A 26,142-nucleotide genomic window follows, 5' to 3' on the forward strand; every position below is an offset into this window, starting at 1 on the left:
GCTCCCCACCGCCGGCGGACGACCGCAGTGGTCGTCGCGGCGCTGAGCCTCGCGCTCGTGCCGCTGGTCGCGGCCCCGGCGGAGGCGTCGGCACCCACCGACCTCGGCCCGAACGTGATCGTGTTCGACCCCAGCCAGCCGATCGCGGACATCCAGGCGACGGTCGACGCGATCGCGGCGAAGCAGGTCCCGGCGCAGTTCGGTGACGGCCGCTACGCGCTGCTGTTCAAGCCCGGCACGTACGGCACCCCGGAGCAGCCGCTGCGCTTCCAGGTGGGCTACTTCACCGAGGTCGCCGGTCTGGGCCAGAACCCCGGCGACGTCGTGATCAACGGCGCGATCGAGGTCTACAACCAGTGCTTCCCGACGGCACCCGGAGCCCCGTCGGACTGCACCGCGCTGGTGAACTTCTGGCGCTCGTTGTCCAACCTGAGCATCCACTACCAGGTGGGCAACGCCGACGGCTGCCGCGGCTCGGCCAACTTCTGGGCCGTCTCGCAGGCCGCTCCGATGCGGCGCGTGAGCGTGACCGGCGCCAACGTCAGCCTCATGGACTACTGCACCGACGGTCCGCAGTACGCGTCGGGCGGTTTCATCGCGGACTCGGCCCTGCCGCTGGTCATCAACGGGAGCCAGCAGCAGTTCCTGGTCCGCAACAGCTCGGTGGCCACCTGGACCAACAGCGTGTGGAACCAGGTCTTCGCCGGGGTCCAGGGCGCTCCGGCCACCGACTTCGCGGGCGGGAACAAGTACACGACGCTCGACACCAACCCGGCCTCGCGCGAGAAGCCGTACCTCTATGTCGACGCCGCCGGGAAGTACAACGTGTTCGTGCCGTCGGCGCAGACGAACACCACGGGGACCACGTGGGCCAACGGCAGCACGCCGGGCCGGTCGCTGCCGATCAGCAGCTTCTTCGTCGCCAAGCCCGGCGACAGCGCGGCGAAGATCAACGCGGCTCTCGCCGTCGGCAAGAACCTGCTGTTCACACCGGGCGTCTACCACGTCAGCAAGACGCTCAACGTGCTGTGGCCCAACGCCGTCGTGCTGGGCCTCGGCCTGGCGACGATCGTCCCCGACAACGGCGTGGTGGCCATGCAGACGCTGGACGTCCCCGGCATCGACATCGCCGGCCTCATGTTCGACGCGGGCCCGACGAACTCGCCGGCGCTGCTGCAGCTGGGCACCAAGATCTCGGCGCTCGACGCCAGGCTCAAGAAGCCCCTGCTGAGCAGCGCGAGCAACCCGACCGCGGTGCAGGACGTGTTCTTCCGGATCGGCGGGGAGCACGTGGGCAAGGCCACCAACAGCCTCGTCGTCAACACCAACCAGACGATCATCGACCACACGTGGGCCTGGCGGGCAGACCACGGCACGGGCGTCGGCTGGACGATCAACACCGCCGACACCGGCGTGCTGGTCAACGGCAACGACGTGACCGCGACCGGCCTGTTCTCCGAGCACTTCCAGAAGTACAACGTCGTCTGGAACGGCGAGCGGGGCAAGACGATCATGTTCCAGAACGAGCTGCCGTACGACGCCCCCGACCAGGCGTCCTGGCAGCACGACGGGGTGAACGGCTGGGCCGCCTACAAGGTGGGCGACAAGGTCAAGACCCACGAGGCCTGGGGCATGGGCAGCTACATCTACACCAACGTGAACCCGACCCTGCACGCCACCCGGGCGTACGAGGTGCCGGTCACGCCGGGCGTGCGGCTGCACGACATCCTGACCGTCTCGCTGAACGCGGCGGGCACGATCGACCACGTGGTCAACGACGTGGGTGACCCCGTGACCCCGACCATCCAGGGTCCGAGCGTGGTGCTGGAGTACCCGGCGCCGTGATCTGACGGACGAGGGGCCCGGCCTCCGGTCGGGCCCCTCGTCGCGTCTCAGACCTTCGCGACCACGGCGTACCGCTCGTCGGTGACCGGTCCGCCCCACAGGACGTCGTCGTCGCTCAGGTTCTCGACCCGCAGCGCGCCGACGAGCGGGCGGACGACGTCCACGAGGTCCGCCGCGGAGACACCGCCGTCCCAGGGGAGGACCGGGGCGTCCGAGGCGTACGAGGAGCCCTCGACCGCCGACCAGCGGCCCTCGACCAGGACGAGGGTGCCGCCGGGACGGACGTGCGAGACCCATCGAGACAGCGCCGTGTGCGGGTCCGGCAGGGTCCACAGCAGGTGGCGCGCGAGCACCACGTCGACCTGGTCGCCGAGCGGGTGCGCGGCGTCGCCGACGACGAACGTCGCCGGCAGCCCGGCGACGTCGAGCTTGGCCCGGGCCCGCTCGATCATCTGCGGCGAGACATCGACGCCCGTGACCCGGTGACCTGCCTGGGCGAGGAGCGCCGTCAGCGACCCCGTGCCGCACCCGAGGTCGAGCACGTCCCAGGGGCCGGCGGGCAGCCAGCCCGCCAGCCGCGCCGCCCAGGCGGCGCGGGTCCCGGCGTCACGGAGGCCGTGGTCGGCTTCGTCGTCGAACGCGGCGGCCGCACCGTCCCAGAAGCGGGCGATGCCCTCGAGGTCGTCGGGAGCAGTCATCCGTCCACGCTAGGAGCGGGCCGCGCGGGGTGCCCGGTGAAAACTCGTCGGCACACCCGGTCGAAGAACGCCGGTCCCCGTTCGACGACCTGGTGAAGGCCCCGACCCGGCACTAGCGTCGAGCGGGCACCCACCGTGAGGAGACAGCCATGAAGGTCCTGGTCATGATCAAGGGTTCCGGCGCGGACGAGGGCAAGGTCGCGCCCACCGACGAGATGTTCCGGGTGATGAACGTCTACAACGAGCAGCTGGTGAACGCCGGGATCATGCTCGGCGGCGAGGGTCTCCAGCCCAGCAGCGCGGGCGTGAAGCTGGTGTTCGACGGGCACGAGACCTCGGTGGTCGACGGGCCGTTCGCCGAGGCCAAGGAGATCGTCGCCGGCTACTGGATCTGGCAGGTCAGCTCGCTCGACGAGGCCGTCGAGTGGGCCAAGCGGTGTCCGACCACCGAGGGCATGGTGTCCGTGCTCGAGATCCGGCCGTTCTTCGAGATGGAGGACTTCGCCAAGGTGGTCTCGCCCGAGGTGCTCGAGCGGGAGCAGGCGATCGTCGACCGCCTGAAGGCGCAAGCCTGACGACGCAAGCCTGACGAGGAGCGGGGCGATGACCGACGCGCGACGCACGGTCGAGGTCATCTGGCGGATCGAGTCGCCGCGGCTCATCGCCTCGCTCACCCGCCTGGTCCGGGACGTCGGGCTGGCGGAGGAGCTGGCCCAGGACGCGTTCGTCGCGGCCCTCGAGCAGTGGCCGACGACGGGCGTGCCCGACCAGCCGGGCGCGTGGCTGATGGTCACGGCCCGGCACCGCGCGATCGACCTCATCCGGCGCGAGCAGAACCGCGGCACCAAGTACGCGATCGTGGCGCACGGGCTCGCCGACGAACCGCCGGCGGACCGGATCGTCGACGAGCCGATCGGCGACGACCTGCTCTCGCTCGTGTTCCTGACCTGCCACCCGGTGCTGCCCCGCGAGTCGAGGATCGCGCTGACCCTGCGCCTGTTCGGCGGCCTGACCACGGACGAGATCGCGCGCGCCTACCTGGTGCCGTCCCCGACGATCGGTCAGCGCGTCTCGCGCGCAAAGCGGACGCTGGCCGAGGCGCACGTGCCGTTCGAGGTGCCGCAGGCCGACCAGATGCCGGCCCGGCTCAGCTCCGTGCTCGAGGTGGTCTACCTGATCTTCACCGAGGGGCACTCGGCGACGACGGGTCCCACGTGGGTCCGCCGGGACCTGGCCGACGAGGCGATGCGGCTGGGCCGGGTGCTCGCGGGGCTGCTGCCGCGCGAGCCCGAGGTGCACGGGCTGGTGGCGCTCATGGAGCTGCAGGCCTCCCGGTTCGACGCCCGCGGCGACGGGGTGCTGCTGCAGGACCAGGACCGCAAGCGGTGGGACAGCGCGCTGATCGAGCACGGGCTCGCGGCGCTGGCCCGGTCGACGACGCTGGGCCGGCCGCTCGGCCCGTACACCGTGCAGGCGGCGATCGCGGCGTGCCACAGCCGTGCCAGAAGCTTCGAGGAGACCGACTGGGAGGCGATCGTCGCGCTGTACGACGCCCTCGCCCAGCTGGCACCGTCGCCGGTCGTCGAGCTCAACCGGGCCGTCGCGGTCCTGTACGCGGACGGGCCGGAGGCGGCGCTGGCGGCCCTCGACGCCGTCGCCGACGACCCCCGGCTGGTCCGCTACCACCTGTACGGCGCGGTCCGTGCGGACGTGTTGATCCGGCTCGGGCGCACCGACGAGGCCGCCGACCAGCTCGAGCGCGCCGCGGCCCTGGCACCCACCCAGCGGGAGCGGAACCTGCTCATGGCGCGTTCCGCGACGGTCGCGGGTGGTGGCTGACGTCAGGCCAGGTGGGCGCCGGCTCCGACGGCGGACGCCTCCCGGACCCAGCCGGCGAACGTGTCGTCGAGGTCCGCGAGCGTGCTGATCCGGAAGTGGTTGACGTAGAGGCGCGTGAGGTAGGGCGACGACCGCAGGATCCGGGGGTCGCCGTCGAGCGAGCGCATCGTGTCGAGGTAGCCGTCGACGCCCCGGCGGGTGGGGCGGGCGCCGGCGAACCCGCGCCGCGGACCCTTGAACGTGATCGTCGTCTTCGCCACGGCGTAGGTGACCGGTCCCGTCGACTCGACCAGCGCCGCGAACGCCCGCCACAGCTCGACGTGGGCGGGGTCCGCATCGCGCAGGTGGTCGTCCACGGTCCAGACGCGCTCGTCCATGGGCACCATGCTGCGCCAGGATGACCGCATGATCGAGCCCTTCGCCCTGACCGGTCAGCACGTGCGGCTCGAGCCGCTGGACCTCTCGCACGTCGAGGGCCTGGCCCGCGCCGCCGCCGAGGAGCGTGGGAGCTACGGGTACACGTGGGTGCCGGAGGGTCGCGACGACACCGCGGCGTACGTCGCCGCCGCCCTCGAGCACGCCGCGGGGGGACGCGCGGTGCCGTTCGCGGTGCGACGCCTGGCCGACGACACAATCGTCGGCAGCACGCGGTTCCTCGACCTCGAGGTGTTCCAGGACCCGGCGCCCTGGCCGCCCGGGATCGGGGTCGGCGGCGCGCCGAGCGACCAGTTCCCGCCGTCCGTCGCCGAGATCGGCAGCACCTGGTACGCGGCGTCGGCACAACGGACCGCGGTCAACACCGAGGCGAAGCTGCTGCTGCTCACCCACGCGTTCGAGACGTGGCGGACCCTGCGGGTGACCCTGAAGACCGACGCCCGCAACGCAGCGTCGCGCGCGGCCATCGAGCGGATCGGGGGCCGGTTCGAGGGCGTGCGGCGCGTGCACACCGTCGCGACGGACGGTGGCCTGCGGGACACGGCCTACTTCTCGATCGTCGCTGCGGAGTGGTTCACGGTGCGGGCGGCGCTGGTGGCCCGGCTGCGCTGAGCGCGTCGCGGCTGCGCTGCAGGAACGCGCGCTCCGCCTCGGTGGGCGTGAGGGCGAGCGCGTCGTCGTACGCGGTCATGGCGTCGGCGGGTCGGTCGAGACGCCTCAAGAGGTCCGCGCGGACCGCGTGGAACAGGTAGAAGTGGTCGAGCGGCAGGTCGTCCACCAGCGCGAGCCCCGCGGTCGGACCCTCGAGCTCGGCGACCGCGACGGCCCGGTTGAGCTCCACGACGGGGCTCGGGGCGATCGACATCAGCTGGTCGTAGAGGATCACGATCTGCCGCCAGTCGGTCCCCGCCGGCTCGCTGTGCACCGCCTGCATCGCGGCCTGCAGCTGGTACGGACCGAGGTGGTCGCGTCGCAGGCAGCGCCGCACGAGCTCGCGACCCTCCTCCAACGAGGCGTCGTCCCAGCGCAAGCGGTCCTGGTCCTTCAGCAGGACCAGCGACCCGTCGGCCGCGACCCGCGCGTCCCTGCGGGCGTCGGTGAGCAGCATGAGCGCCAGCAGGCCCATGGCCTCGGGTTCGTCGGGCATGAGCTCGACCAGCACGCGGCCCAGCCGGATCGCCTCCGCACAGAGGTCCTGCCGGGTGAGCGCCCCCGAACCCGTCGTGAACACGAGGTAGACCACGGCGAGCACCGCGCGCAGGCGGTCGGGGAGGTCGGCGTCCCGGGGGACCCGGTACGGGATGCGGGCGTCGCGGATCTTGCCCTTGGCGCGCACCAGCCGCTGCGCCATGGTGGGTGCCGGCACCAGGAACGCCCGCGCGATCTCCTCGGTGGTCAGCCCGCCCAGCAGCCGCAGCGTCAGCGCCACCTGCGCCTCGAGGGACAGCGACGGGTGGCAGCAGGTGAACAGCAGCCGGAGCCGGTCGTCCCGCACGGGTCCCACCTCCACCGGCTCCTCGCGCTCGTGCAGCAGCGCCGCCTGGGCGTGCCGGTCGTCGCGCGACGCCTCCCGGCGCAGCCGGTCGATGGCCTTGCGCTTGGCCGTGGTGATGATCCAGCCGGCCGGGCTCGGCGGGAGCCCGTCGACCGGCCAGCGCTGCACGGCCGCGACGAACGCCTCCTGCACGGCCTCCTCGGCGACGTCGAGGTCGCCGAAGGTCCGGGCCAGGACGGCGACCGCGCGGCCGTGCTCGGCGCGGAAGACGCTCGCGACGGCGCCGTCGTCGACCCGCGTCACTGGTAGCGGAACGGCCGCACCTCGATGGGCAGCGTCGTCGCGACGGCCAGCTGCCCGCCCCAGTCGAGCGCCGCGTCCAGGTCGTCCACGTCGATGATCGTGAAACCTCCCAGGTGCTCCTTGGCCTCGACGAAGGGGCCGTCGGTGGGGATGACGTCGCCGTCCTTGGCGCGCAGCACGGTCGCGGTGCTCGGGTCGTGCAGGCCACCGGCGTAGACCCAGATGCCGGCGTCCTTCATGGCCTGGTCGACCTTGCCGACCGCCTTGATGATTGGGTCGAGGAACTCGGCGTCCGGCATGGGTCCGGCGGGCTCCATCACGCTCAGCAGGTAGTGGCTCATGGCGTCCTCCTCGGTGTTCGGCGCCGGCGTCGGTCCGGCTGCTCACCGTCTGTACGAACGGTGATCAGCCGGATCGACAGGGTCCTCGAAATCTACCGAGGCACGTAGTCGAACGTGTCCGGGTTCGGGCCCGTGCGCTCGTCCCGGTTGAGGCTGGAGATGTCCGCCAGGTCGACGTCGCTCAGCTCGAAGTCGAAGAGCGCGAAATTCTCCTCGATGCGGCTGCGGGTCACCGACTTGGGGAACACGATGTCGCCGCGCTGCAGGTGCCAGCGCAGCGTGACCTGCGCGGGGGTCTTTCCCAGCGACTCGGCGATCCGCACGATGATCGGGTCGTCGAGCACCTTGCCCTGCGCGATCGGGCTCCACGCCTCGGTGGCGATGCCGTGCTCGGTGTCGAACGCCCGCACCTCCTCCTGCGTCAGGTAGGGGTGCACCTCGACCTGGTTGACGGCCGGCGTGATCGTGGTCTCGGCGTTCAGGCGGCGCAGGTGGTGCGGCTGGAAGTTGGAGACGCCGATCGCCTTGGCGCGGCCGGACCGGTAGAAGTCCTCCATCGCCTTCCAGGTCTCGACGAAGTCGCTGACCATGGCGATCGGCCAGTGGATGAGGAACAGGTCGACGTGGTCGAGGCCGAGCGTGTCGAGCGTCAGGTCGAACGCGATCGCGGCGTCCTCGGGGTCGTGCGCGTCGTTGTTCAGCTTGCTGGTGATGAAGACCTCGTCGCGGGACAGGCCGGACGCGGCGACGGCCTCGCCGACGCCCTGCTCGTTCTTGTACATCTGCGCGGTGTCGATGTGGCGGTAGCCCACCTCGAAGGCCTGCAGGACCGCGTCCTTGGTCTCGGCCGGGTCGATCTGGAAGACGCCGAAGCCCAGCTGCGGGATCTCGACGCCGTTGTTCAGGCGGATGGTCGGAACGGTGGTGTTCATCCTCCTATTCGACCCTCTCGGGGTCGCGGCTGCCTCTTGACCGTGGCGGGCATGCGTGACAGATTGCCAACTAACTAGTTGGTTGTTCTTGGCGAGGAGCCTCAGATGTACGCAGTCCCCGACCAGACCGGGCGCACCGTCGTCGTCACCGGCGCCAACAGCGGCACGGGCCGGGAGGCGGCCGAGCGGCTGGCCGCCGCCGGGGCGCATGTGGTGCTCGCGGTGCGCACCGCGGAGAAGGGCGAGAAGGCCCTCGCGGAGATCCGGGCCGCGCACCCCGACGCGTCGGCCGAGGTGCGGATCGTCGACCTCGCGTCGCTGGCGTCGGTGCAGGCGTTCGCCGACGCCCTGGGCAGCGAGCTCGACCACCTCGACACCCTGGTCAACAACGCCGGCGTGATGGCCCCGCCGACGCGGTTCGAGACCGAGGACGGGTTCGAGCTGCAGCTGGGCACCAACTACCTCGGCCCGTTCGCGCTGACCAACCGGCTCCTGCCGCTGCTGCTGGCGGGGCCGGCCGGGCGGGTCACCACCATGAGCAGCGGCATGGCGAACGTGGGGCGGATCCGATTCGACGACCTGCAGTGGACCCGTCGGCGGTACAGCCCCACCCGCTCGTACGCACAGTCGAAGCTGGCGGACCTGATGCTCGCCCGCCACCTGTCCCGGGTCAGCGCGCAGCGCGGCTGGCCGCTGATGAGCAATGCGGCCCACCCCGGGTTCACGCAGACCAACCTGCAGACGGCCGGGGCGTCGCTGGGCCGCGACGGGTCGCACCGCTCGCCCATCGGCAGCCTGCCGTTCGTCCCGTCGCAGCTGCCGCCCGAGGGTGCCGAACCGATGCTCTTCGCGGCGACGGACCCGCTGGCGGCCGAGGGCGGCTACTACGGACCGTCGGGGCGCTTCGGGCTCGTCGGCCCTACGGGCCCGACGAAGCTCAACCGCCGGATGCGCGACGAGGACACCGCCGCGCGCCTGTGGGCCGTCTCCCAGGACCTGACCGGGACGGGCCTGCCCGCATGATGGCCGCGGACACGCCGCGCCGGATCCTCGACGCAGCCGCCGACGAGTTCGCCGAGCGCGGGCTGGCCGGCGCGCGCGTCGACCGCGTGGCGGAGCGAGCCGGCGCGAACAAGCAGCGGATCTACGCCTACTTCGGCAGCAAGGACCAGCTGTTCGACGCGGTGATCGAGGACCGGATCGAGCAGCTGCTCGACGCCGTGCCGTTCGACGCCGCGGACCTGCCCGGGTACGCCGTCCGGGTGCTCGACTTCAACTGGGCGCACCCGTCGCTGGTGCGGCTGCTGCTCTGGCACAACCTGGAGCGTCCCGGGGTGCTGGCGCAGCTCCCGCAGTCGGTGTCGTCGCACGCGCGCAAGGTGGCCGCCCTGCGTGACGCGCGCGGCGACGACGAGTGGCCCGCGGACCGGCTGCTCGACCAGGTGCTCGGGCTGGTGCACGGCGTGACCCTGACGCCCGGGGCGGACCCCGAGCACGTGCGGGACGACCTGCACCGGGCGGTCGGCCTGCTGGTCGGCTGACTGTCGGAGGTCGGTGGAAAGGTCGTGCTTCCGGGGCTGTCCGCGTGGCAGCCTGCCCGTGAACCCGATCTGCAGGGAGCCGTCGGCATGTCTCATCCCCTCGCTTCCCGCACCACCGGTCCCGTGCTCCTCCCGGACGACGAGGGGTTCGCCGACGAGGTCGCCGCCCACAACCGCGCCGTGCTGCACACGCCGGACGTGGCGGTGGGGGCCGCGTCGGCGCAGGACGTCGTCGCGACGGTCCGCTGGGCCGCCGAGCAGGGGGTCCCGGTCTCGGTGCTCGCCACCGGGCACGGGGCCGTCACCCCCGTGACGTCGGGCGTCCTGCTCACTACGCACCGGATCGACGGCGTCGCGGTCGACCCGGCGACGCAGGTCGCCACCATCGGCGCCGGTGCCCGCTGGAGCGACGTCGTGCCGGTCGCCGACGCCCACGGGCTCGCGCCGATCGCTGGGTCGTCGGCCGGCGTCGGCGTGGTCGGCTACCTGCTCGGCGGCGGTCTCGGGCCGTTCGCGCGCAGCCACGGGTTCAGCTCCGACCGCGTCGAGTCGTTCGCCGTGGTCACCGGGACCGGCGAGCTCGTCGAGGCGTCGCTCGACCAGCACCCCGACCTGTTCTGGGCGCTCCGCGGCGGCAAGTCCGGGCTCGGCGTGGTGACCGAGGTACGGGTCCGGCTCGTTGCGATGCCGGAGCTGTACGCCGGCTCCCTCTTCTTCGACGCCGAGCACATCGAGACCGCGCTGCGCGGCTGGCTGGCGTGGACGCGGACCGCCGACCCGGAGACCACGACGAGCGTGGCGATCATCGGCTTCCCGCCGTTCGAGGCGGTGCCCCCGTTCCTGCGGGGCCGGACCGTGCTGGTGCTGCGGTTCGCACGGCCCGGGGACGCCTCCGTCGGCGAGTCGGTGGCGGCACCCCTGAGGGCGCTCGCGCCGACGCTGGCCGACACCGTGGCCGTGCTGCCGGTCGCCCGCGCGAGGGAGATCCACAACGACCCCACCGACCCCGGGCCCAGCTGGGTACGGGGGTTCATGCTCACCCACGCCGACGACGACCTGGCGACGGCGGTGCTCGGTCAGGTGGGGCCCGGGACGCAGCACCCGTTCGTCGCCTCCGAGCTGCGGCACGTGGCCGGCCCCGCGAACGTCGACGTCCCCGGTGGCTCGGCCGTCGCGGGGCGGCAGGCCGCCTTCACGCTCGGCGTGGTCGCCGGTGACCCCACGCAGTTCGGGACGACCGTGCCCGTGGCGGCGCAGGCGCTCGCGGACGCGGTGCAGCCGTGGACGGCCGTGGAGCTCAACGCGAACTTCGGCGGCAGGGTCGAGCCGGTGTGGGACGCGGCGACGGCCGAGCGGCTGGCCGGGGTGAGGCAGGCGTACGACCCCGCCGGTCTGTTCGGCTGAGGTTCTCTGGGGAGGAAAGGTGAAGGCTGCACCGTTCGCCCACGCGAGGCGACCGGGTGATGACACGCTCTCGGAGCGTTGCTCGAGCAGAGGGCGGCGGCGGTGCCGCACGACGAGGGGACAGCATGACGTTCGCAGGTGAACGGGCGGTGGCGCGGCGACGGCTCGCGGGCGGCGGGGTGGCCGTGCTGCTGGTGGTCGCGGGGCTGACGGCCTGCTCCGCCGACCCGCCCGGACCGCAGGGCGCCGCGAAGGCGCTCGCGGCCGCGCTCGCCTCCGGCAACTTCGCCAAGGCGCCGTTCGCCGGCGGCCAGGCCGACAGCACCGCCGCGACGGCCGAGCGCACCGCCGCGTACGGGGGCCTGGCGCCGTGGGAGCCCGCGGTCACCGTCGTCTCGACGACGGTGGACGAGACTGACGAGGACGCCGCGACGGCGACTCTCGGCTTCACGTGGGACGTCGACGAGAGCGACGCGGACTGGACGTACCAGACGCACGCGAAGATGACGCGCGACGACAAGGACGTCTGGCACGTCACCTGGGCGCCGACCATGCTGGCCCCCGACCTCACGGCGGGCGAGGTGCTGACCGTGCAGCGGACACGTGCGGACCGGGCGAACGTGCTCGGTGCCGACGGCGCGGTGATCGTCGAGCCGCGCACCGTGCACCACCTCGGCATCGACAAGACCCGGGTCGCCGCGCCCGACCAGGACGCGGCCGCCCGGGCCCTCGCACACGAGCTCGGGCAGGACCCCGACGCGTACGCGGCGAAGGTGGCCGCGGCCGGCGAGAAGGCGTTCGTCGAGGCCATCACCATCCGGGACGGCGATCCCGGCTACGACGTGCTCACGCTCGCCGCGATGCCGGGGGTCAACGACGTCGTCGGCACGCTGCCGCTCGCGCCCAGCCGCCGGTTCGCGCGGCCGATCCTCGGGTCGGTCGGCGAGGCGACGGCCGAGATCGTCGAGAAGTCCGACGGCGCCGTGGCGGCCGGGGACCTGGCCGGCCTGTCCGGCCTGCAGCGCCAGTACGACGCGCAGCTGCGGGGGCTCCCCGGCCTGACCATCACGGCCGCGCAGGCCGACGGCTCCACGCCGCGCCAGCTGTACGACGTCCCGCCGACGCCGGGCACGCCGTTGACCACGACGCTGGACGTCCGCCTGCAGAACGCGGCCGAGGACGTGCTCGCCGGGGTCGCCCCGGCCAGCGCGATCGTGGCGATCAGGCCGTCCACCGGCGACGTGCTCGCCGCGGCCAGCGGCTCCGGCGGCGAGGGGATGTCCACCGCGACGCTCGGGCAGTTCGCGCCGGGCTCCACGTTCAAGGTGATCAGCGCCCTGGCCCTGCTGCGGTCAGGGCTGTCGCCGGACAGCGACACCACCTGCCCCGCGACCGTGTCCGTGGACGGCCGGACCTTCTCCAACTTCCCGGAGTACCCCACCGACAAGCTGGGCACCGTCCCGCTGCGGACCGCCTTCGCCAACTCGTGCAACACGGCCTTCATCTCGGCGCGCGACTCCGCGAACCAGGACGCGCTGATCGACGCCGCGGGCTCGCTGGGCCTGGACTCGCACGCGGCGCTGGGGTTCCCCGCGTTCCTCGGCGACGTCCCCGGCGACTCGGACGGCACGGACCACGCTGCGTCGATGATCGGCCAGGGCCGGGTGCTCGCCTCCCCGCTGGGCATGGCGACCGTCGCCGCGTCCGTCGCTCACGGGTCGACCGTGGTGCCGCGGCTCGTGGTCCCGGTCGAGGGGGCGGCGAGCCCGGAGCCGTCCGACTCCGGGACCGCCACGCCGACCGAGACCCCTCGGCCCACGGTCCCGCTGACGGCTGCCGAGGCCGCCACCCTGCAGGACCTCATGCGCTCCGTCGTGACCGAGGGCGGGGCCGCGTTCCTGCAGGACGTGCCCGGTGACCCCGTCGCCGCCAAGACCGGCACCGCCCAGTTCGGCGACGCCGGCAGCCTGCAGAACCACGTGTGGATGATCGCGATCCAGGGCGACCTGGCCGTGGCCGTCTTCGTCGACGTCGGCGAGTACGGCTCGACCACGGCCGGGCCGCTGCTCGAGCAGTTCCTGCGTGCGGCTCAGGGGTGACGCTGTGAGAGCGTCGGGCGCATGAGTGACGAGGACACCCGCACGCAGTACGCACGCATGGTCGCCGGCGACTCGTACGAGGCCGACGCCGAGATCCACGCGCTGACCAGCGCCGCGCAGGCCCGCGCGGAGCGGTTCGCGCAGGCGGTCAGGGACGGCGACGACGACGCCGTCGACCGGCTCCGCGAGCTGCTCGGGTCGCTGGGCGAGGACACGTGGATCCGGCCGCCGCTCTACGTCGACTACGGCGTGCACCTGCACGTCGGCGCGCGGACGTTCGCCAACTTCGGGCTCGTCGCGCTCGACGTCGCGCCCATCCACATCGGCGACGACGTGCAGATCGGCCCCAACGTCCAGCTGCTGACCCCGATCCACCCGGTCGACCCGGAGCCGCGTCGGAACAAGCTCGAGGCCGCCAAGCCCATCACCATCGGCAACAACGTGTGGCTCGGCGGCGGCGTCATCGTCTGCCCGGGCGTGACCATCGGCGACAACACCGTCGTCGGCGCGGGTGCCGTCGTCACCAAGGACCTGCCCGCGAATGTCGTCGCGGTGGGCAACCCCGCGCGCGTGATCAAGGAGATCTGATGACCGAGCGCGCCGTCGGCGTCATGCTCCCGCGGGACCTGCCCGCCGACCGGTTCAAGCCCTTCGCGCAGCGGGCCGAGGCGCTCGGGTTCGACGAGCTCTGGGTGGTCGAGGACTGCTTCTTCCGCGGTGGCGTCGCCCAGGCCGCCGCGGCGCTCGCGATGACCGAGCACATCGGGGTGGGCATCGGCATCCTGCCCGCCGCCGTGCGCAACGCGGCGTTCACCGCGATGGAGGCCGCGACGCTGGCGCAGCTCTTCCCGGGCCGGGTCGACATCGGCATCGGGCACGGGATGCCCGGCTGGATGCGGCAGGTGGACGCCTGGCCCCAGAGCCCGCTCACCATGCTCGGCGAGCACCTCGACGCCGTGCGCGCGGTGCTGCGCGGGGGCTCCGTCGACGCCGACGGCCGGTACGTGACGCTGCACGGGGTCGACCTCCACTCGCCGCCCAGCAGCCTGCCGCGAGTCCTTGCCGGTGTTCGCGGTCCCAAGGCGCTCGCGCTCGCGGGCCGGTCCGCGGACGGCACGATCCTCGCCGAGCCGGTGACCCCCGAGTACGTCGCGGAGGCGCTCCGGCACATCGCCCCCACCCGGGAGCACCGCATCGTGGCGTACTGCGTCGCGGCGGTCGACGACTCCGCCACCGCCGCCCGCGACGCCGTCCGCCCCGCGCTGGAGTGGATCGGCGAGCCCGACTGGGACGTGCACATCGCCCCGCTGCCGTTCGCCGACGAGTTCCGCGCCCTGCGCGCCGGGGCGGCCGACCGCCCGGCCTTCGCGGCCGCGATGCCCGACGAGTGGGTCGACCAGCTCGCGGTCGTCGGGACCGTGGCCGGGGCGAGGAAGCGGATCGGCGAGCTGCACGACGCGGGAGTCACCACGACCGTGCTGATCCCGGTGGGCGCGGACCCGATGGCGGCGTTGGAGGACCTCGCGCGGGTGCTGTAGCGACCGGCGGCTGCGGGTGGAGGTCGCGTCGACGTTCGTCGCGCCGAGTCGGTGAACCAGCGCCGGCCGGCGGGTAGCGTCCGTTCATGGCGCACCGTGGCGAGATGGCGCAGGTCGAGCTCATGGAGCCCGGCGACGCCGCCACGAGCTCGCCCGACGAGGTCGACCGTGCCCGCAGCGCCGTCGTCAAGGCCGCGCGCGGAGGTCTCTCGTGGGTCCGTCGCCACCGCGCCCTGACCGGCGCCGCAGCGTTCGCGCTCGCGGTCGCCGTCGCGATCCCCGTGACGCTCTCCGCACGGACGGCCCGGGAGCGTGACGCGGCCCTGGCGGCGCTGCCCGGGGTGCTCGCCCCGCTCGGCACGGCGCCGCGGGTGGCGTGGACGTCGGCGTCCGATCGCGGCGACTTCTTCGCAGGGGTCCAGGACCACGCCTGGATCCGGGACGACGTCCTGGTCGTCTGGGACCAGACGGCCGACTTCGCGCACCACCTCCGCGCACTCGACACCCGCACCGGGGACGAGCTCTGGACCGTTGCGCTCTCGGAGGCCGCGGACCTGGGCGACCCCCAGTACCTCTCGGCCGAGGACCCGACGGCGTGCGTCGCGCCCGCGAGGGCCCAGGGCCACGGCGTCGTCGCCTGCGTGGTGCCCGTGGACTGGAGGCTCCGCACGGGCAACGACCTCCACGCGGACGGCGGAGTCGTGGGATCCACGACGCTGATGGCCCCGATGACTGTCCGTCTGCGTACGTTCGACGTCGCCGACGGGTCGGTGCTGGTCGACACGCAGGTCTCGGTCCACTCCTCCCTCGCCACGATCGGCGGGGACGTCGCCGTCGCGCAGACGCCGGACGCCGACGTGGGCGCGTCGAGCCTGGAACGACTCGATCCCGCGACCGCGGCCGTGCGGTGGAGGGTCTCGATCCCTCGCGGCGCCGTCGACGGCGCGGCCGCGACCGACTTCGCGAACGTGCTGCGCGACGGGGACGACCTGGCCGTCCGGTGGCGGGGCGGCACGCACGTGTTCACGGCCGACGGCACACCGGCGGACGGTCCGGACACCGGTGAGTGGTGGCGGCTGCGGGGGCACCGGTGGACGCCCGACCCCGACAACCCGTCGGGTTTGCTGGACGTCGACACCGGCCGGAGCGTCGACGTCACGGGTGCGTACCCGGCCTGGCTGCGGACCGACGACGGATCCGCCCCCGAGATCCTGCTCCTGCAGGGCGACGTCGACGGCCTGCGCGCCATCGACGTCACCACCGGCCGCACCGCGTGGGCCGCGCCCGAGCTCGCGCCGAGCAGCGACCCGACGATGCTCGCCGTCGACGGGCTCCTCGTGCTGCTGGTCCACGGTGACCTGCAGGTGCGCGACCTGCGGACCGGCGCCGTGGCCTGGACCCTGCCTGCGGTCGGCTACCGGGGACAGACCCTGGCGACCGACGGACGCCTGGCCCTCGTCCTCGGCAACGGGCTCCACGGAGACGTCGTGGCCTACGACCTCCGGGACGGTCGACGCGCGTGGACGGTGGACGCGCCCTCGACCCTCGAGTCCCTCATGGTCGTGGACAACCGCCTCTTCGCCCTGAGTCCGGACGGGATCGTGGCGTTCACCGCCGGTGGGTAGAATCACCCGGTTTGTCCTGGTTCTGAGGTTCGCTACGGCAGTACCGTCGGTCATGGTGCGTCGCGCCGTGATGGAGCAGGTCGAGCTCCTCGAGCAGGGGGAGTGCGCTCCTGCACCGGCGGACGACGAGGTGGCGCACGCCCGTGGCGCGGTCGTCGCCGGAGCTCGCGGTGCACTCGCCTGGTCCCGGATCCACCGGGCGATGTCGGTCGCGGTAGCCGTCGGGCTCGCGGCCGCCATCATGGTCCCCGTCGATGTGTCCGCGCGCGAGCAGCGCGCGCTCGCGGCGACCTTCGTGCTGATGCCCGAGGTGCTCGCCCCGATGCCCGAGGCCCCCCGCCTCGCGTGGACGTCCGCGCCGGAGCCGAACAGCGGCGGGATCTCCGTCCCCGGTCGGGCCTGGATCCGCGACGGCGCGCTCGTGGTGTGGGAGCAGGGGACCGGCGCGATGCAGTCGCTGCGAGCGCTCGACGCCTCGACCGGGGCCGAGCTCTGGCGGTCGGTGCTGACGACCGCGCCCGACCTGGTGGCGTTCGGTGGCCGGTCGCTGGACGACCCGACGACCTGCCTGGCGCCCGACGCGCCGGTCGTCGCGTGCCTGGTCCCGAACTCCTGGCGGCTCGGCTCGGTCTCGGGCGAGCTCCTGGGCGACGGCACGACAGTCGTGGCGGCGTCGCTGCGGCTCCGCACCTTCGCGGCCTCGACCGGCGAGCCGCTCCTCGACCGGCACCTCACCAGGGGGTCCTCGATCGTCGCGCTGGGCCCGGACCTGGTCGTCCTGGACGTCCCCGAGACGGGGGACGGGCCGGCCGGTCTGGAGCGGATCGACCCCTCGACGGGGACACGGCGCTGGAGGGTCGACGTCGCTCGGCACCCTGGCGGGCGCGGGTCCGCGTCCGCCTCGGTGCAGGTGCTCGAGGGCATGCTCGCGGTCTCGTGGTTCGGGTCCACCGCCTTGTACTCCGCGGACGGCGAGGGGGTCGGCGCGCTCGACGCCGACCAGGTGTCGTGGCTGCGCGGGCGCGCCTGGAACCTCGACGACACCGACGTGCTCACCGACCTCCTCACCGGTCGGCGCGTGCACGCGGGCCGGTCGTACCCCGCCTGGATCCCCACCGACGACGGCTCGACCCCCGAGATCCTTCTCCTGCAGGGCCCCGGCATCCGCGCCGTCGACGTCACGACGGGGGTCACGGCGTGGCAGATGCCCCGCCGGGCGGCACGGGACGTCGTGACGATGCTCGTGGCCGACGGGAGGCTCGCGGCGCTGGGTCGGGACGGCCTCGCAGTGCGCGACCTGCGATCGGGGCGCCTCGTCTGGCAGCGGTCTCCCGACGGCGCGCGAGGGCAGAGCCTGATCACCGACGGGCGGCACGTGGTCGTGCTCGCCTCGGGTCTTCCCCGGACCGTGGCGGCCTACGACCTCAGCGGAGGCCGGCGTGCCTGGACCGTTCAGGCGCCGACCGGCATCTACCTGCTCGTCGTCGTCGACCGTCACCTGTTCGGGGTCGGCGTCGACACCATCACCGCCTTCACGCCCTAGGTCGACAGATCGATGCGTCGGGGCCGATCGCCGCGATGAGGACGAGGATGACGATCACCGGGTGTACCTCCGACATCGGCGACCTCTCCGTGGTGGGATGGCCGGATGAAGACGCCTGACTACGCACCCGGTCAGCCCGGTTGGATCCGCGATCTCGGCCCCACGGGCCTCCAGGTCTCGGCGGTCTGTCTCGGCGGTGGCCCGCTCGGCAGCATGCCCGCCCTGTTCGGACGCGACGTCTCCGCCGACGAGGGAGTCGCGACGGTGCTGGCGGCCCTCGACAGCCCGATCCGGTTCATCGACACCGCGAACGCGTACAGCGACGGCGAGAGCGAGCGACGCATCGGCGCGGCGCTGGTGGAGGCCGGCGGCGTGCCCGAGGGCGTCGTCATCGCCACCAAGGTCGACCCGGCCGGCCGGGACTACTCCGCCGACCGCGTGCGCGCGTCCGTCGCGGAGAGCCGCGAGCGCCTGGGCCTGGACCACCTGCCCCTGGTCCACCTGCACGACCCGGAGTCGTTCGACTTCGCCCAGATGTCCGCGCCGGGGGGACCGGTCGAGGCGCTGGTGCAGCTGAAGGAGGCCGGCGAGGTCGGCGCGATCGGCCTGGCGGGCGGGCGGGTCCAGGAGATCGCCAAGTACCTGGACCTGGGCGTCTTCGACGTCCTGCTGGTGCACAACCGCTGGACCCTGGTGGACCGCAGCGCCGGCCCGCTGCTCGACGAGGCGGTCCGGCAGGGGATGGGCATCCTCAACGCGGCGATCTACGGCGGCGGGATCCTGGCGTTCCAGGCCGGGGGGCCGACGACGTACGGCTACCGTCCTGCGCCGCCCGAGACGCTGGCCGCCGTCGAGGCGATGCGGCGGGTGTGCTCCGACTTCCACACCGATCTCGGCACCGCGGCGCTGCAGTTCTCGATGCGGGACCCCCGGATCGCGTCGACGATCGTCGGGATGAGCCGCCCCGGACGCGTCGCCCGCACGCTCGACCTGGCCTCGGAGCCTCTGCCCGACGCGATCTGGCCGGCGCTCGAGGCGCTGCTCCCGCCGGAGCGAGCCTGGGTCGACGCGGGATAGCGTCGGGGCCATGAGTCGCGTCGTTGTCACCGGTGGGTCAGGCAAGCTCGGGCGTGCGGTCGTGGAGCACCTGGCGGAGCACGGGTACGACGTGGTCAACGTCGACTCCGCCCTCCCGCCGGCCGGTCAGAGGGCGCTGTTCACGCGCGTGGACCTCACGGACCTGGGGCAGGTGACCGAGGCGCTGACCGGCATCGACGACCGGTACGACGGCGTCGACGCGGTGGTGCACCTCGCCGCGATCCCCGCGCCGGGCCTGCTCCCCAGCGGCGCCACCTTCGCCAACAACGTGGTCGCCACCCACCACGTGTTCAGCGCCGCGCGCCGGGCCGGGATCAAGAACGTGGTCTGGGCCTCCAGCGAGACGGTCCTCGGGCTGCCGTTCGAGACGCCGCCGCCGTACGTCCCGGTCGACGAGGAGTACCCGGTCCGCCCCGAGAGCACGTACTCGCTGGGCAAGGCCGTCGAGGAGGAGATGGCGCGGCACTTCACGCGCTGGGACCCCGAGCTCAAGCTGATCGGGCTGCGGTTCTCCAACGTCATGGAGGTCGCCGACTACGCCGCGTTCCCGGGCTTCGCCGACGACCCGCGCAGCCGCATCTGGAACCTCTGGGGCTACATCGACGCCCGCGACGGCGCCCTGGCGGTCCGGCTCGCGCTCGAGAGCGACCTCACCGGGTTCGAGGCGTTCATCGTGGCGTCGCCGGACATCGTGCTGGAGCGCCCGTCGGCCGAGCTGGTCGCCGAGTACTTCCCCGACGTGCCGGTCACCCGAAAGATCGAGGGCCGCGAGACGTTGCTGTCCATCGACAAGGCCCGCCGCCTGCTCGGTTACGACCCGCAGCACACCTGGCGCGACGAGGTCTGACGGACCCCGCTCCAGTACCGGCGGTATCAGAGAGCTCTCGCGGCGCCCCTTCGGGGCACACCTCGAGCCACGGGAGCCACCGATGAGCACCGCCGCACGCTTCGCCTTCCTGGTCCACCCGCGAGCCCGGCTCGGCGAGGACCTGGCCCGTATCTGGCGTCCGCTCGGCCGCGTGCCGGAGGGGCTGCTCGACACGGCCGTCCGCTCGCTCCCGCTGCCGCCGCACACGCTGGCCCGCGTGACGCTGGACCAGGCGCCGGTCGGGCACGTGGTGGTCGTGCCGTTCGGCGCGAGGCACCTGCTGGACAACCCGCACGAGGGCCGGACGCGCGTGGGTCGGGCGATCGACCACGCCGCCCGCCTCGGCGCGGAGGTGGTCGGGCTCGGCGCGCTCACGGCGACGGTCACGGCGGGCGGCGCGACGCTGCGGGGCCGGACCGACATCGGCGTCACCAACGGCAACGCGTACACGGCGGCGATCGTCGAGGACCAGCTGCTCGAGCTGCTCGCCGGCGCCACCGATCGTCGCGTCGCGGTCGTCGGGGCGACGGGGTCGGTCGGCACCACACTCGTCCGGCTGCTGGCCCGGGGCGGGTCGGTGGACTCGCTGCTGCTGGTGGCGCGCGGCACGGTCAAGCTCGAGAACCTGGCGGCGGAGGTGGGGGCGCGGATGCCGACGACGACGTCGACCGACCTGCGCGACGTCCGCGCCTGCGACGCGGTGGTGCTGCTCACGGCGTCGGCGGACGCGCTGCTCGGGGCCGAGCACCTGGCGCCCGGCGCCCTCGTGCTCGACGCGACCCAGCCCCGCAACACCTCGCCGGACCTCGCCGCCGCCCGGCCCGACGTCACGGTGGTGGACGGCGGGGTCGTCGCGATCCCCGGCATGGAGCTCAAGGGCGGCAACATCGGCCTGCCGCGCGGCCAGGCGTACGCGTGCTTCGCCGAGACCTTCCTGCTCGGGCTGGCCGGCCACCGGGGGCACTTCTCCACCGGGGTCCCGACCCTCGACCACGTGTCCCACGTCCGCGGCCTCGCGCGGCGGTTCGCGCACCACGGGTTCGCGGCCGCCACCCCGACCAGCTTCGGCCGGCCGCTGCTCGTCGAGGCGGGTGCGCGGTGAAGCGCGTCGTCCTGCTCGGCGGCGGGTACGTGACGCTGCACGCCTACGCCGCCCTGGTGCGGCGGCTGCGCAGCGAGCTGCGGCGCGGCGACGTGGAGATCGTCGTGCTCAGCGCGGACACGGTGCACAACTTCCACGGGTTCACCGGCGAGGTCGTCTCCGGCCTGCTGCCGATCGAGCTCACGCAGACGCCGCTGACCGAGGCCATGCCTGCCGCTCGCGTGCTGCACGCCCGGGTCACGCGGGTCGACCTGGTCGCGCGGCGCGTGCTGTTCGAGTCGGGCGACACCGAGCAGAGCCTGGGCTACGACGCGCTCGTCGTCGGCACCGGTGGCCGCGAACCCCTCGACGGCCTGCACGGGGAGGCGCTCACGCTGCACCGACCCGGGGACCTGGCCGACCTGCTGCAGCACGTGCGCGTCCTGGACGGGCCGGTGGTCGTGGTCGGCGGCGGGCTCGCGGGGGTCGAGCTCGCCGCCGCCCTGACGGCCCGCGCCCCGGACGTGGTCCTGGTGCAGTCGGCCGACCGCCTGGTCCCCGCGCTGCACGACGAGCAGCCGCGGCTCGCCGCCCGCTGCGCCGCGGAGCTCGCGCGCCTCGGGGTCGACGTGCGGACCGGCGTGCGGGTGGTGGCCGCCGACGACGAGTCGGTGACCCTGTCGGACGGGTCGGTCGTCGGCACGCGCGTGGTCCTGGCGACCACCGGCCAGCGACCGGTCGCTCTGCCCGGCCTGGAGTCGCTCCCGCGCGACGGCCGCGGCCGCCTGGTGACCACCCGGGAGCTGCTCGTCGCGCCCGACGTGTGGGCCGCCGGCGACGCCGCATCGGTCGCGCACCCGCGCAGCGGCCTGCCTGTCACGGCCAACGCGCTGTGGGCGATCAAGGCCGGCGACCACGTCGGCCGCAACGTGGCCCGCGCGCTGACGGGCCGGCCCGGTCGGCGCTTCCGCTACCTCGGGCTGGGCCAGGCGGCGTCGTTCGGGGTCGGCCGGGGCGTCGCCGACCTGTACGGGATCCCGCTCACCGGCTGGGTCGCGTGGCTCATGCGGGTGGGGTTCTTCCTGCGGTTCATGCCGTCGCGGGCCCGCGCGGTGCGGGTCCCCGGGGAGCTGGTCCGCCGGTCCCGCCTCGCCCCGGCGCTGCCGGCGGTCGCTGCGCGACGCTGATCCGTGCGGAAGGTCCCACCGGAGCGCTCGATCGTGCGAGTGTGGTCGCCACGGCGATCTCGCGACGAGGCGGAGGTGGCATGGCCGAGGCGGACGGGACGACCTTCCTGGCGAACGACGAGCCGGTCGACCTCGACAACTGCGCGCGCGAGCCCATCCACGTCCCGGGCAGCATCCAGCCCCGGGGTGTGCTGCTCGCCGTGACGGAGCCCGACCTCGTCGTCCGGCACGCGTCGGAGAACGTCGGCACCGTGCTGGGCCGCCCGGTCGAGGACGTGCTCGGCGGAACCCTGGCGGACGTGCTCGGGCCGCACGGTGCCGACGTGATCGAGCTGCACGTCCGCACCTGGGGCAACCTGCGGGCACGCAACCCGATCCTGGTCACGGCCGCCACGCCGCAGGGCGACCTCGAGCTCGACGCGGTGCTGCACCGCATCGCGGTCGACGACGACACCCTGCTGATCGTGGAGCTGGAGCTGGCGTCGGGCCCCCGGCCGTTCTCGTTCCCGAACACGTACCAGGCGGTCCGCGGCGCGGTCGAGCAGCTCAACCACACCCACGAGCTCGGTCAGCTGTACGACATCACCGCGCGCGAGGTGCGGGCGCTCACCGGCTTCGACCGCGTGATGATCTACCGCTTCGACCCCGAGTACAACGGCGAGGTCGTCGCGGAGGCCATGCGGCCCGACCTCAACCCGTTCCTCGGCCTGCACTACCCCGCGACCGACATCCCGCCGCAGGCCAGGGCCCTGTACGAGAAGAACTGGATCCGGCTCATCTCGGACGTCGGCTACGCGCCCGCACGGATCGCGCCGGGGCTCGACGAGCGCTCGGGCGAGCCGCTGGACCTCACGCACTCGATCCTGCGCAGCGTGTCCCCCATCCACCTCGAGTACCTGCGCAACATGGGCGTCGCGGCCTCGATGTCGATCTCGCTGCTGCGCAACGGTCGGCTGTGGGGGCTCATCGCGTGCCACCACTACTCCGGCCCCCACGAGCCCCCCTACGGCGTGCGCGCCGCGGCGGAGTTCCTCGGGTCGACGCTCTCGCTGCGTCTGGTCGCGCGCGTCGAGGAGGACGAGCTCGAGGACCGGATCCGCGCCGGCCGCACCCAGGCGCGCATCCTGCTGGCCGCCCGCGACGAGGACCGCTCCCTCGCGACGGCGCTGGTCACGGGCGCGGCGCTGCTCGACCTCGTGCCCGCGCAGGGCGCGGTCGTCTCGGCCGACGGGGTCGTCGACTCGGTCGGCCGCGTGCGTGCCGACCCGACGGCGCTGCTGGCGTGGGTGGCCGAGCAGCAGGCCGAGGTGGTGGTCCGGGGCGCGCTGGCGCTCGAGGAGCCGGCGCTCGCGGCGGCGCTGCCCGACGTGGCCGGGCTCCTGGCGCTGCGGCTGCCGGACGGTCAGGCGCTGGTCTGGCTGCGGCACGAGGCGGTGCACAACGTGGACTGGGGCGGCGATCCCCACAACAAGGCGATCGCGCAGCGGGAGGGCGACGACGTGCGCCTGAGCCCCCGCAAGTCGTTCGACCTGTGGCGGGAGACCGTGCGCGGCCAGTGCGAGCCGTGGTCGGACCGGGAGGTGCGCTCGGCGGAGGAGCTGCGGGGGCACCTGCTCGAGGTGCTGCTGGAGCGCAGCCGGCTGCAGGTGCGGGCGGCCGAGATGGTGCAGCGCAGCCTGCTGCCCGCGTCGCTCCCGGCACCGGACGGGTGGTCGGTCGAGGCGCGCTACGAGCCGGCCGCCGGTGGACGGGTGGGCGGCGACTGGTACGACGCGCTCGTGCTCCCCGACGGCCGGCTGGCGGTGGTGGTCGGCGACGTGGCCGGTCACGGTCTGTCCGCGGCCGCCGCGATGGGCCAGATCCGCAACGCCCTGCGCGCGTACCTGCTGCGTGGCGACTCCACGGCCGTGACGCTGGCGGCCCTCGACCACGTGGTGCGCTGGACCATGCCGTACGAGATGGCGACGGTCGTGGTGGCGCTGGTCGACGTGGGCACGGGCGAGGTGACCCTGTCGGTCGCCGGCCACCCGCGTCCGCTGCACCTGCAGGTCGACGGGTCCGCCGTGCTCCTGGAGGTCCCCATCGACCGTCCGCTGGGCGTCGGCTCCGGCGAGGTGCCGACGAGCACGCTGTGGCTGGAGCCGGGCGCGGGGTTGATGCTCTACAGCGACGGCGTCGTCGACTCGCGCCAGACCTCGCTGCGGGACGGGCTGAGACGGTTGCGCCGGCTGGTCGACCACACGGACGACCCGGACCGGGAGATCGACCTCGACCAGGTGCTGCGCGAGTGCCGCGACCCGGCCTCGATCGACGACGTCACGGTGCTGCTGCTGCGCCGTTCCCGGGATGGGTCAAGTACGGTCCAGAGGTGAGCCTCCGACGCACCCTCGCCCGCGCCTACTGGCGGCTCAGCCGCTGGGACCTGCGCACGGAACGGGTGCCCACGGACGGGGCAGGCCTGCTGATCGGCGCCCCGCACACGTCGAACTGGGACTTCATCCTCATGCTCGCCATCTCGGGCGAGGCCGACCTGAAGGTCCGCTGGCTCGGCAAGCACCAGCTGTTCAAGGGCCCTGCCGGCCCGCTCATGCGTGGCCTCGGCGGCATCCCCGTCGACCGGCGCGACCCGGCCGGCCTGGTCGACGAGCTGGTCGCCCGCATCCAGGGCGGCGACCGCTTCTACCTCGTCGTGACCCCGGAGGGCACCCGCAGCGGCTCCGGCTGGAAGTCGGGCTTCTACCGGATCGCGCGCGCGACCGGCCTGCCCGTGACGCTGGGCTACGTCGACCGGACGACGATGACCACGGGTCTCGGGCCGACCCTGCACCTGACCGGCGACGTCGCGGCCGACATGGACGTCGTCCGCGCGTTCTACGCCGACAAGGCCGGGTTCGCGCCCTACCGCCGAACCGAGCCGCGGCTGCGCGAGGAGACGCCGGAGGCCGAGCGCCCGGCCGCCTGACGGGCGGGTGTCGGAGGTCGTCGGTACGGTCGTGCGGGTTGGCACGGCCGCCCAGGAGGCGCACCCGATGGACGAGTTCGACTGGTCGATCCTCAGCGATCCCACGCCTCGCGCGGTCGTGCGCGGGCAGCTCGAGTTCTCCTGGTGGGAGCTCGGGCAGCGGCTCGAGACCGTGACCCAGGACGAGTTCCAGTGGGAGCCTGCGCCGGGGGCACTGAGCGTGCGACGCCGTGCTGAGTCGACCGCGGCGCGGACGTTCGGGGTCGGGGACTGGGTGGTCGAGTGGCCCGCGCCGGGCGTCGAGCACCCGGGACCGCGGACGGTCGCGTGGCTCGTGGCGCACCTGACCGAGGTGCTGACGGAACGGTACGACTGGACGTTCGGCGCCCACGCGGCGCGTCGGCCCACGCTCGTGTACTCCGGCGAGGTCGGGCCGGCGGTCGCGGAGCTGACGCGCACGGCCGACCTCTGGCGGGCCGGGATCGCGACCATGTCCGACGACGACATCTTCACGGTCGGCCTCAGCCAGGCCACCGAGATCGACCGGCAGGCGCCGTTCGCCCACCTGGTGGCGCACGTCAACCGGGAGCTCATCCACCACGGGTCGGAGATCTTCACGCTCACCGACCTGTACCGCGTCCGAGGAGGTACGCATGTCTGAGAACCTCGTGGCCCGCGCCACGGTCGAGATCCCCGCTCCCGCCGGGGAGGTCTGGTCCGTGCTCGTGGACCCGACCGCCACCTGGATGGTCGGCGCGCGTGTGACCAGCACGTATGTCGTCGGCGACCCCATCACCTTCGACGGCGAGTGGGACGGCAAGCCGTTCCAGGACCACGGCGAGATCGTCGAGATCGACCCCCCACGGCTGCTGCGGTACACGCACTACTCGCCGCTCGGCGGGCAGCCCGACGTGCCCGAGAACTACCACCACCTGACGTTCACGCTGGACGAGGCCGACGGCTCGACCACGGTCGCGCTCGAGCAGGACGGCAACGGTTCGCAGGACGAGGTGGAGCACGCGACCGGGCTCTGGGAGCAGGTGCTGGGCGCGCTGCGCGACGCGGTCGCTCGGGATGCGAAGCCGGCGGACGCGTCCTAACGTCGAGGTGTTGCCAACCCGAGAGGAGTGATTCTGATGGGTCTCGACGACAAGATCAGCAACGCTGCGGAAGAAACCAAGGGCAAGGTCAAGGAAGCGGCCGGCAAGGTTTCCGACGACGAGCGTCTCGAAGCAGAAGGCAAGGCGGATCAGGCCAGCGCGAACATCAAGCAGGCCGGCGAGAACGTGAAGGACGCGTTCAAGTGAT

The 26,142-nt window shown here is 73.3% G+C and carries 26 protein-coding genes; 21 read left to right on the plus strand and 5 right to left on the minus strand.

What is annotated here, in order from left to right:
- Positions 1-27: 27 nt before the first annotated feature.
- A complete protein-coding gene (locus AC1DWH_RS12230; RefSeq protein WP_477093899.1) occupies positions 28-1,845 on the plus strand; it encodes an adenylyl cyclase in 1,818 nt (605 codons plus the stop codon).
- Positions 1,846-1,892: 47 nt separating this feature from the next.
- Here the strand turns inward: AC1DWH_RS12230 and AC1DWH_RS12235 are convergent, their stop codons facing one another.
- The gene (locus AC1DWH_RS12235) at positions 1,893-2,543 is read right to left on the minus strand and encodes a class I SAM-dependent methyltransferase (RefSeq protein ID WP_477093900.1); all 651 of its coding nucleotides are present in this window, start codon (positions 2,541-2,543) and stop codon (positions 1,893-1,895) included.
- A gap of 149 nt (positions 2,544-2,692) precedes the next feature.
- On the opposite strand from AC1DWH_RS12235, the gene AC1DWH_RS12240 reads away from it, so the two are divergent.
- Together AC1DWH_RS12240 and AC1DWH_RS12245 are read left to right on the plus strand one after the other, a co-directional pair.
- Positions 2,693-3,118: a YciI family protein gene (locus tag AC1DWH_RS12240; protein ID WP_477093901.1), complete on the plus strand. Its 426-nt coding sequence runs from the start codon at positions 2,693-2,695 to the stop codon at positions 3,116-3,118.
- Positions 3,119-3,146: 28 nt separating this feature from the next.
- Positions 3,147-4,382 (plus strand): RNA polymerase sigma factor, encoded by a 1,236-nt coding sequence (locus AC1DWH_RS12245; RefSeq protein ID WP_477093902.1) that lies wholly within the window; start codon positions 3,147-3,149, stop codon positions 4,380-4,382.
- Positions 4,383-4,384: 2 nt separating this feature from the next.
- On the opposite strand, the gene AC1DWH_RS12250 is transcribed toward AC1DWH_RS12245, so the two are convergent.
- Positions 4,385-4,759, minus strand: a complete 375-nt coding sequence (locus AC1DWH_RS12250; protein ID WP_477093903.1) for a DUF5655 domain-containing protein — start codon at positions 4,757-4,759, stop codon at positions 4,385-4,387.
- A gap of 28 nt (positions 4,760-4,787) precedes the next feature.
- Here AC1DWH_RS12250 and AC1DWH_RS12255 point away from each other — a divergent pair, with 28 nt between their 5' ends.
- Positions 4,788-5,429 carry a GNAT family N-acetyltransferase gene (locus tag AC1DWH_RS12255; protein ID WP_477093904.1) on the plus strand — a complete coding sequence of 214 codons (642 nt, stop codon included), beginning with the start codon at positions 4,788-4,790 and terminating at the stop codon, positions 5,427-5,429.
- On the opposite strand, the gene AC1DWH_RS12260 is transcribed toward AC1DWH_RS12255, so the two are convergent.
- From AC1DWH_RS12260 to AC1DWH_RS12270, 3 genes are all read right to left on the minus strand, one after another.
- A complete protein-coding gene (locus AC1DWH_RS12260) occupies positions 5,392-6,615 on the minus strand; it encodes an RNA polymerase sigma factor (protein ID WP_477093905.1) in 1,224 nt (407 codons plus the stop codon). The two genes, AC1DWH_RS12255 and AC1DWH_RS12260, sit on opposite strands and share 38 nt — an antisense overlap.
- Positions 6,612-6,956: a YciI family protein gene (locus AC1DWH_RS12265; RefSeq protein ID WP_477093906.1), complete on the minus strand. Its 345-nt coding sequence runs from the start codon at positions 6,954-6,956 to the stop codon at positions 6,612-6,614. The genes AC1DWH_RS12260 and AC1DWH_RS12265 overlap by 4 nt, the downstream gene beginning before the upstream one ends.
- A 92-nt stretch (positions 6,957-7,048) precedes the next feature.
- Positions 7,049-7,888 (minus strand): aldo/keto reductase, encoded by an 840-nt coding sequence (locus AC1DWH_RS12270; RefSeq protein ID WP_477066523.1) that lies wholly within the window; start codon positions 7,886-7,888, stop codon positions 7,049-7,051.
- Positions 7,889-7,993: 105 nt separating this feature from the next.
- On the opposite strand from AC1DWH_RS12270, the gene AC1DWH_RS12275 reads away from it, so the two are divergent.
- From AC1DWH_RS12275 to AC1DWH_RS12355, 17 genes are all read left to right on the plus strand, one after another.
- Positions 7,994-8,911 carry an SDR family oxidoreductase gene (locus AC1DWH_RS12275; protein ID WP_477093907.1) on the plus strand — a complete coding sequence of 306 codons (918 nt, stop codon included), beginning with the start codon at positions 7,994-7,996 and terminating at the stop codon, positions 8,909-8,911.
- Positions 8,908-9,429, plus strand: coding sequence for a TetR/AcrR family transcriptional regulator (locus AC1DWH_RS12280; protein ID WP_456843869.1), 522 nt, complete (start codon positions 8,908-8,910; stop codon positions 9,427-9,429). Before AC1DWH_RS12275 ends, AC1DWH_RS12280 begins: the two co-directional genes overlap by 4 nt.
- 87 nt (positions 9,430-9,516) lie before the next feature.
- Positions 9,517-10,833, plus strand: coding sequence for an FAD-binding oxidoreductase (locus tag AC1DWH_RS12285; protein WP_477093908.1), 1,317 nt, complete (start codon positions 9,517-9,519; stop codon positions 10,831-10,833).
- Between the two features lie 125 nt (positions 10,834-10,958).
- Positions 10,959-12,932, plus strand: a complete 1,974-nt coding sequence (locus tag AC1DWH_RS12290) for a penicillin-binding transpeptidase domain-containing protein (protein WP_477093909.1) — start codon at positions 10,959-10,961, stop codon at positions 12,930-12,932.
- Positions 12,933-12,953: 21 nt separating this feature from the next.
- The gene (locus tag AC1DWH_RS12295) at positions 12,954-13,520 is read left to right on the plus strand and encodes a sugar O-acetyltransferase (protein WP_477093910.1); all 567 of its coding nucleotides are present in this window, start codon (positions 12,954-12,956) and stop codon (positions 13,518-13,520) included.
- The gene (locus tag AC1DWH_RS12300) at positions 13,520-14,470 is read left to right on the plus strand and encodes an LLM class flavin-dependent oxidoreductase (protein WP_477093911.1); all 951 of its coding nucleotides are present in this window, start codon (positions 13,520-13,522) and stop codon (positions 14,468-14,470) included. The genes AC1DWH_RS12295 and AC1DWH_RS12300 overlap by 1 nt, the downstream gene beginning before the upstream one ends.
- An 86-nt stretch (positions 14,471-14,556) precedes the next feature.
- Positions 14,557-16,095 (plus strand): outer membrane protein assembly factor BamB family protein, encoded by a 1,539-nt coding sequence (locus AC1DWH_RS12305; RefSeq protein WP_477093912.1) that lies wholly within the window; start codon positions 14,557-14,559, stop codon positions 16,093-16,095.
- A 52-nt stretch (positions 16,096-16,147) separates the two neighbouring features.
- Positions 16,148-17,638: an outer membrane protein assembly factor BamB family protein gene (locus tag AC1DWH_RS12310; RefSeq protein WP_477093913.1), complete on the plus strand. Its 1,491-nt coding sequence runs from the start codon at positions 16,148-16,150 to the stop codon at positions 17,636-17,638.
- A 105-nt stretch (positions 17,639-17,743) separates the two neighbouring features.
- Positions 17,744-18,715, plus strand: a complete 972-nt coding sequence (locus AC1DWH_RS12315; protein WP_477093914.1) for an aldo/keto reductase — start codon at positions 17,744-17,746, stop codon at positions 18,713-18,715.
- A gap of 10 nt (positions 18,716-18,725) precedes the next feature.
- Positions 18,726-19,583 carry an NAD-dependent epimerase/dehydratase family protein gene (locus AC1DWH_RS12320; RefSeq protein ID WP_456843862.1) on the plus strand — a complete coding sequence of 286 codons (858 nt, stop codon included), beginning with the start codon at positions 18,726-18,728 and terminating at the stop codon, positions 19,581-19,583.
- An 82-nt stretch (positions 19,584-19,665) separates the two neighbouring features.
- Positions 19,666-20,706, plus strand: a complete 1,041-nt coding sequence (locus AC1DWH_RS12325) for a semialdehyde dehydrogenase (protein WP_477093915.1) — start codon at positions 19,666-19,668, stop codon at positions 20,704-20,706.
- Positions 20,703-21,872 (plus strand): NAD(P)/FAD-dependent oxidoreductase, encoded by a 1,170-nt coding sequence (locus AC1DWH_RS12330; protein WP_477093916.1) that lies wholly within the window; start codon positions 20,703-20,705, stop codon positions 21,870-21,872. The genes AC1DWH_RS12325 and AC1DWH_RS12330 overlap by 4 nt, the downstream gene beginning before the upstream one ends.
- 80 nt (positions 21,873-21,952) lie before the next feature.
- On the plus strand, positions 21,953-24,244 hold the full coding sequence (locus AC1DWH_RS12335) for a SpoIIE family protein phosphatase (RefSeq protein WP_477093917.1): 2,292 nt from the start codon (positions 21,953-21,955) through the stop codon (positions 24,242-24,244).
- The gene (locus tag AC1DWH_RS12340) at positions 24,241-24,834 is read left to right on the plus strand and encodes a 1-acyl-sn-glycerol-3-phosphate acyltransferase (RefSeq protein ID WP_456843858.1); all 594 of its coding nucleotides are present in this window, start codon (positions 24,241-24,243) and stop codon (positions 24,832-24,834) included. Before AC1DWH_RS12335 ends, AC1DWH_RS12340 begins: the two co-directional genes overlap by 4 nt.
- Positions 24,835-24,901: 67 nt before the next feature.
- Positions 24,902-25,495, plus strand: a complete 594-nt coding sequence (locus AC1DWH_RS12345) for a DinB family protein (RefSeq protein WP_477093918.1) — start codon at positions 24,902-24,904, stop codon at positions 25,493-25,495.
- The gene (locus tag AC1DWH_RS12350; protein ID WP_477093919.1) at positions 25,488-25,934 is read left to right on the plus strand and encodes an SRPBCC family protein; all 447 of its coding nucleotides are present in this window, start codon (positions 25,488-25,490) and stop codon (positions 25,932-25,934) included. Before AC1DWH_RS12345 ends, AC1DWH_RS12350 begins: the two co-directional genes overlap by 8 nt.
- A 36-nt stretch (positions 25,935-25,970) precedes the next feature.
- On the plus strand, positions 25,971-26,141 hold the full coding sequence (locus AC1DWH_RS12355) for a CsbD family protein (RefSeq protein WP_456843855.1): 171 nt from the start codon (positions 25,971-25,973) through the stop codon (positions 26,139-26,141).
- Position 26,142 lies beyond the last annotated feature (1 nt).

The sequence above is a fragment of the Cellulomonas sp. P2_F12 genome (genome assembly GCF_056403775.1).

Coding starts and splice junctions, on each gene's coding strand:
- AC1DWH_RS12235 (WP_477093900.1), bottom strand. CDS start 2,543: ATGACTGCTCCCGACGACCTCGAGGGCATCGCCCGCTTCTGGGACGGT.
- AC1DWH_RS12240 (WP_477093901.1), top strand. CDS start 2,693: ATGAAGGTCCTGGTCATGATCAAGGGTTCCGGCGCGGACGAGGGCAAG.
- AC1DWH_RS12245 (WP_477093902.1), top strand. CDS start 3,147: ATGACCGACGCGCGACGCACGGTCGAGGTCATCTGGCGGATCGAGTCG.
- AC1DWH_RS12250 (WP_477093903.1), bottom strand. CDS start 4,759: ATGGACGAGCGCGTCTGGACCGTGGACGACCACCTGCGCGATGCGGAC.
- AC1DWH_RS12255 (WP_477093904.1), top strand. CDS start 4,788: ATGATCGAGCCCTTCGCCCTGACCGGTCAGCACGTGCGGCTCGAGCCG.
- AC1DWH_RS12265 (WP_477093906.1), bottom strand. CDS start 6,956: ATGAGCCACTACCTGCTGAGCGTGATGGAGCCCGCCGGACCCATGCCG.
- AC1DWH_RS12270 (WP_477066523.1), bottom strand. CDS start 7,888: ATGAACACCACCGTTCCGACCATCCGCCTGAACAACGGCGTCGAGATC.
- AC1DWH_RS12275 (WP_477093907.1), top strand. CDS start 7,994: ATGTACGCAGTCCCCGACCAGACCGGGCGCACCGTCGTCGTCACCGGC.
- AC1DWH_RS12280 (WP_456843869.1), top strand. CDS start 8,908: ATGATGGCCGCGGACACGCCGCGCCGGATCCTCGACGCAGCCGCCGAC.
- AC1DWH_RS12285 (WP_477093908.1), top strand. CDS start 9,517: ATGTCTCATCCCCTCGCTTCCCGCACCACCGGTCCCGTGCTCCTCCCG.
- AC1DWH_RS12290 (WP_477093909.1), top strand. CDS start 10,959: ATGACGTTCGCAGGTGAACGGGCGGTGGCGCGGCGACGGCTCGCGGGC.
- AC1DWH_RS12295 (WP_477093910.1), top strand. CDS start 12,954: ATGAGTGACGAGGACACCCGCACGCAGTACGCACGCATGGTCGCCGGC.
- AC1DWH_RS12300 (WP_477093911.1), top strand. CDS start 13,520: ATGACCGAGCGCGCCGTCGGCGTCATGCTCCCGCGGGACCTGCCCGCC.
- AC1DWH_RS12305 (WP_477093912.1), top strand. CDS start 14,557: ATGGCGCACCGTGGCGAGATGGCGCAGGTCGAGCTCATGGAGCCCGGC.
- AC1DWH_RS12310 (WP_477093913.1), top strand. CDS start 16,148: ATGGTGCGTCGCGCCGTGATGGAGCAGGTCGAGCTCCTCGAGCAGGGG.
- AC1DWH_RS12315 (WP_477093914.1), top strand. CDS start 17,744: ATGAAGACGCCTGACTACGCACCCGGTCAGCCCGGTTGGATCCGCGAT.
- AC1DWH_RS12320 (WP_456843862.1), top strand. CDS start 18,726: ATGAGTCGCGTCGTTGTCACCGGTGGGTCAGGCAAGCTCGGGCGTGCG.
- AC1DWH_RS12325 (WP_477093915.1), top strand. CDS start 19,666: ATGAGCACCGCCGCACGCTTCGCCTTCCTGGTCCACCCGCGAGCCCGG.
- AC1DWH_RS12335 (WP_477093917.1), top strand. CDS start 21,953: ATGGCCGAGGCGGACGGGACGACCTTCCTGGCGAACGACGAGCCGGTC.
- AC1DWH_RS12345 (WP_477093918.1), top strand. CDS start 24,902: ATGGACGAGTTCGACTGGTCGATCCTCAGCGATCCCACGCCTCGCGCG.
- AC1DWH_RS12350 (WP_477093919.1), top strand. CDS start 25,488: ATGTCTGAGAACCTCGTGGCCCGCGCCACGGTCGAGATCCCCGCTCCC.
- AC1DWH_RS12355 (WP_456843855.1), top strand. CDS start 25,971: ATGGGTCTCGACGACAAGATCAGCAACGCTGCGGAAGAAACCAAGGGC.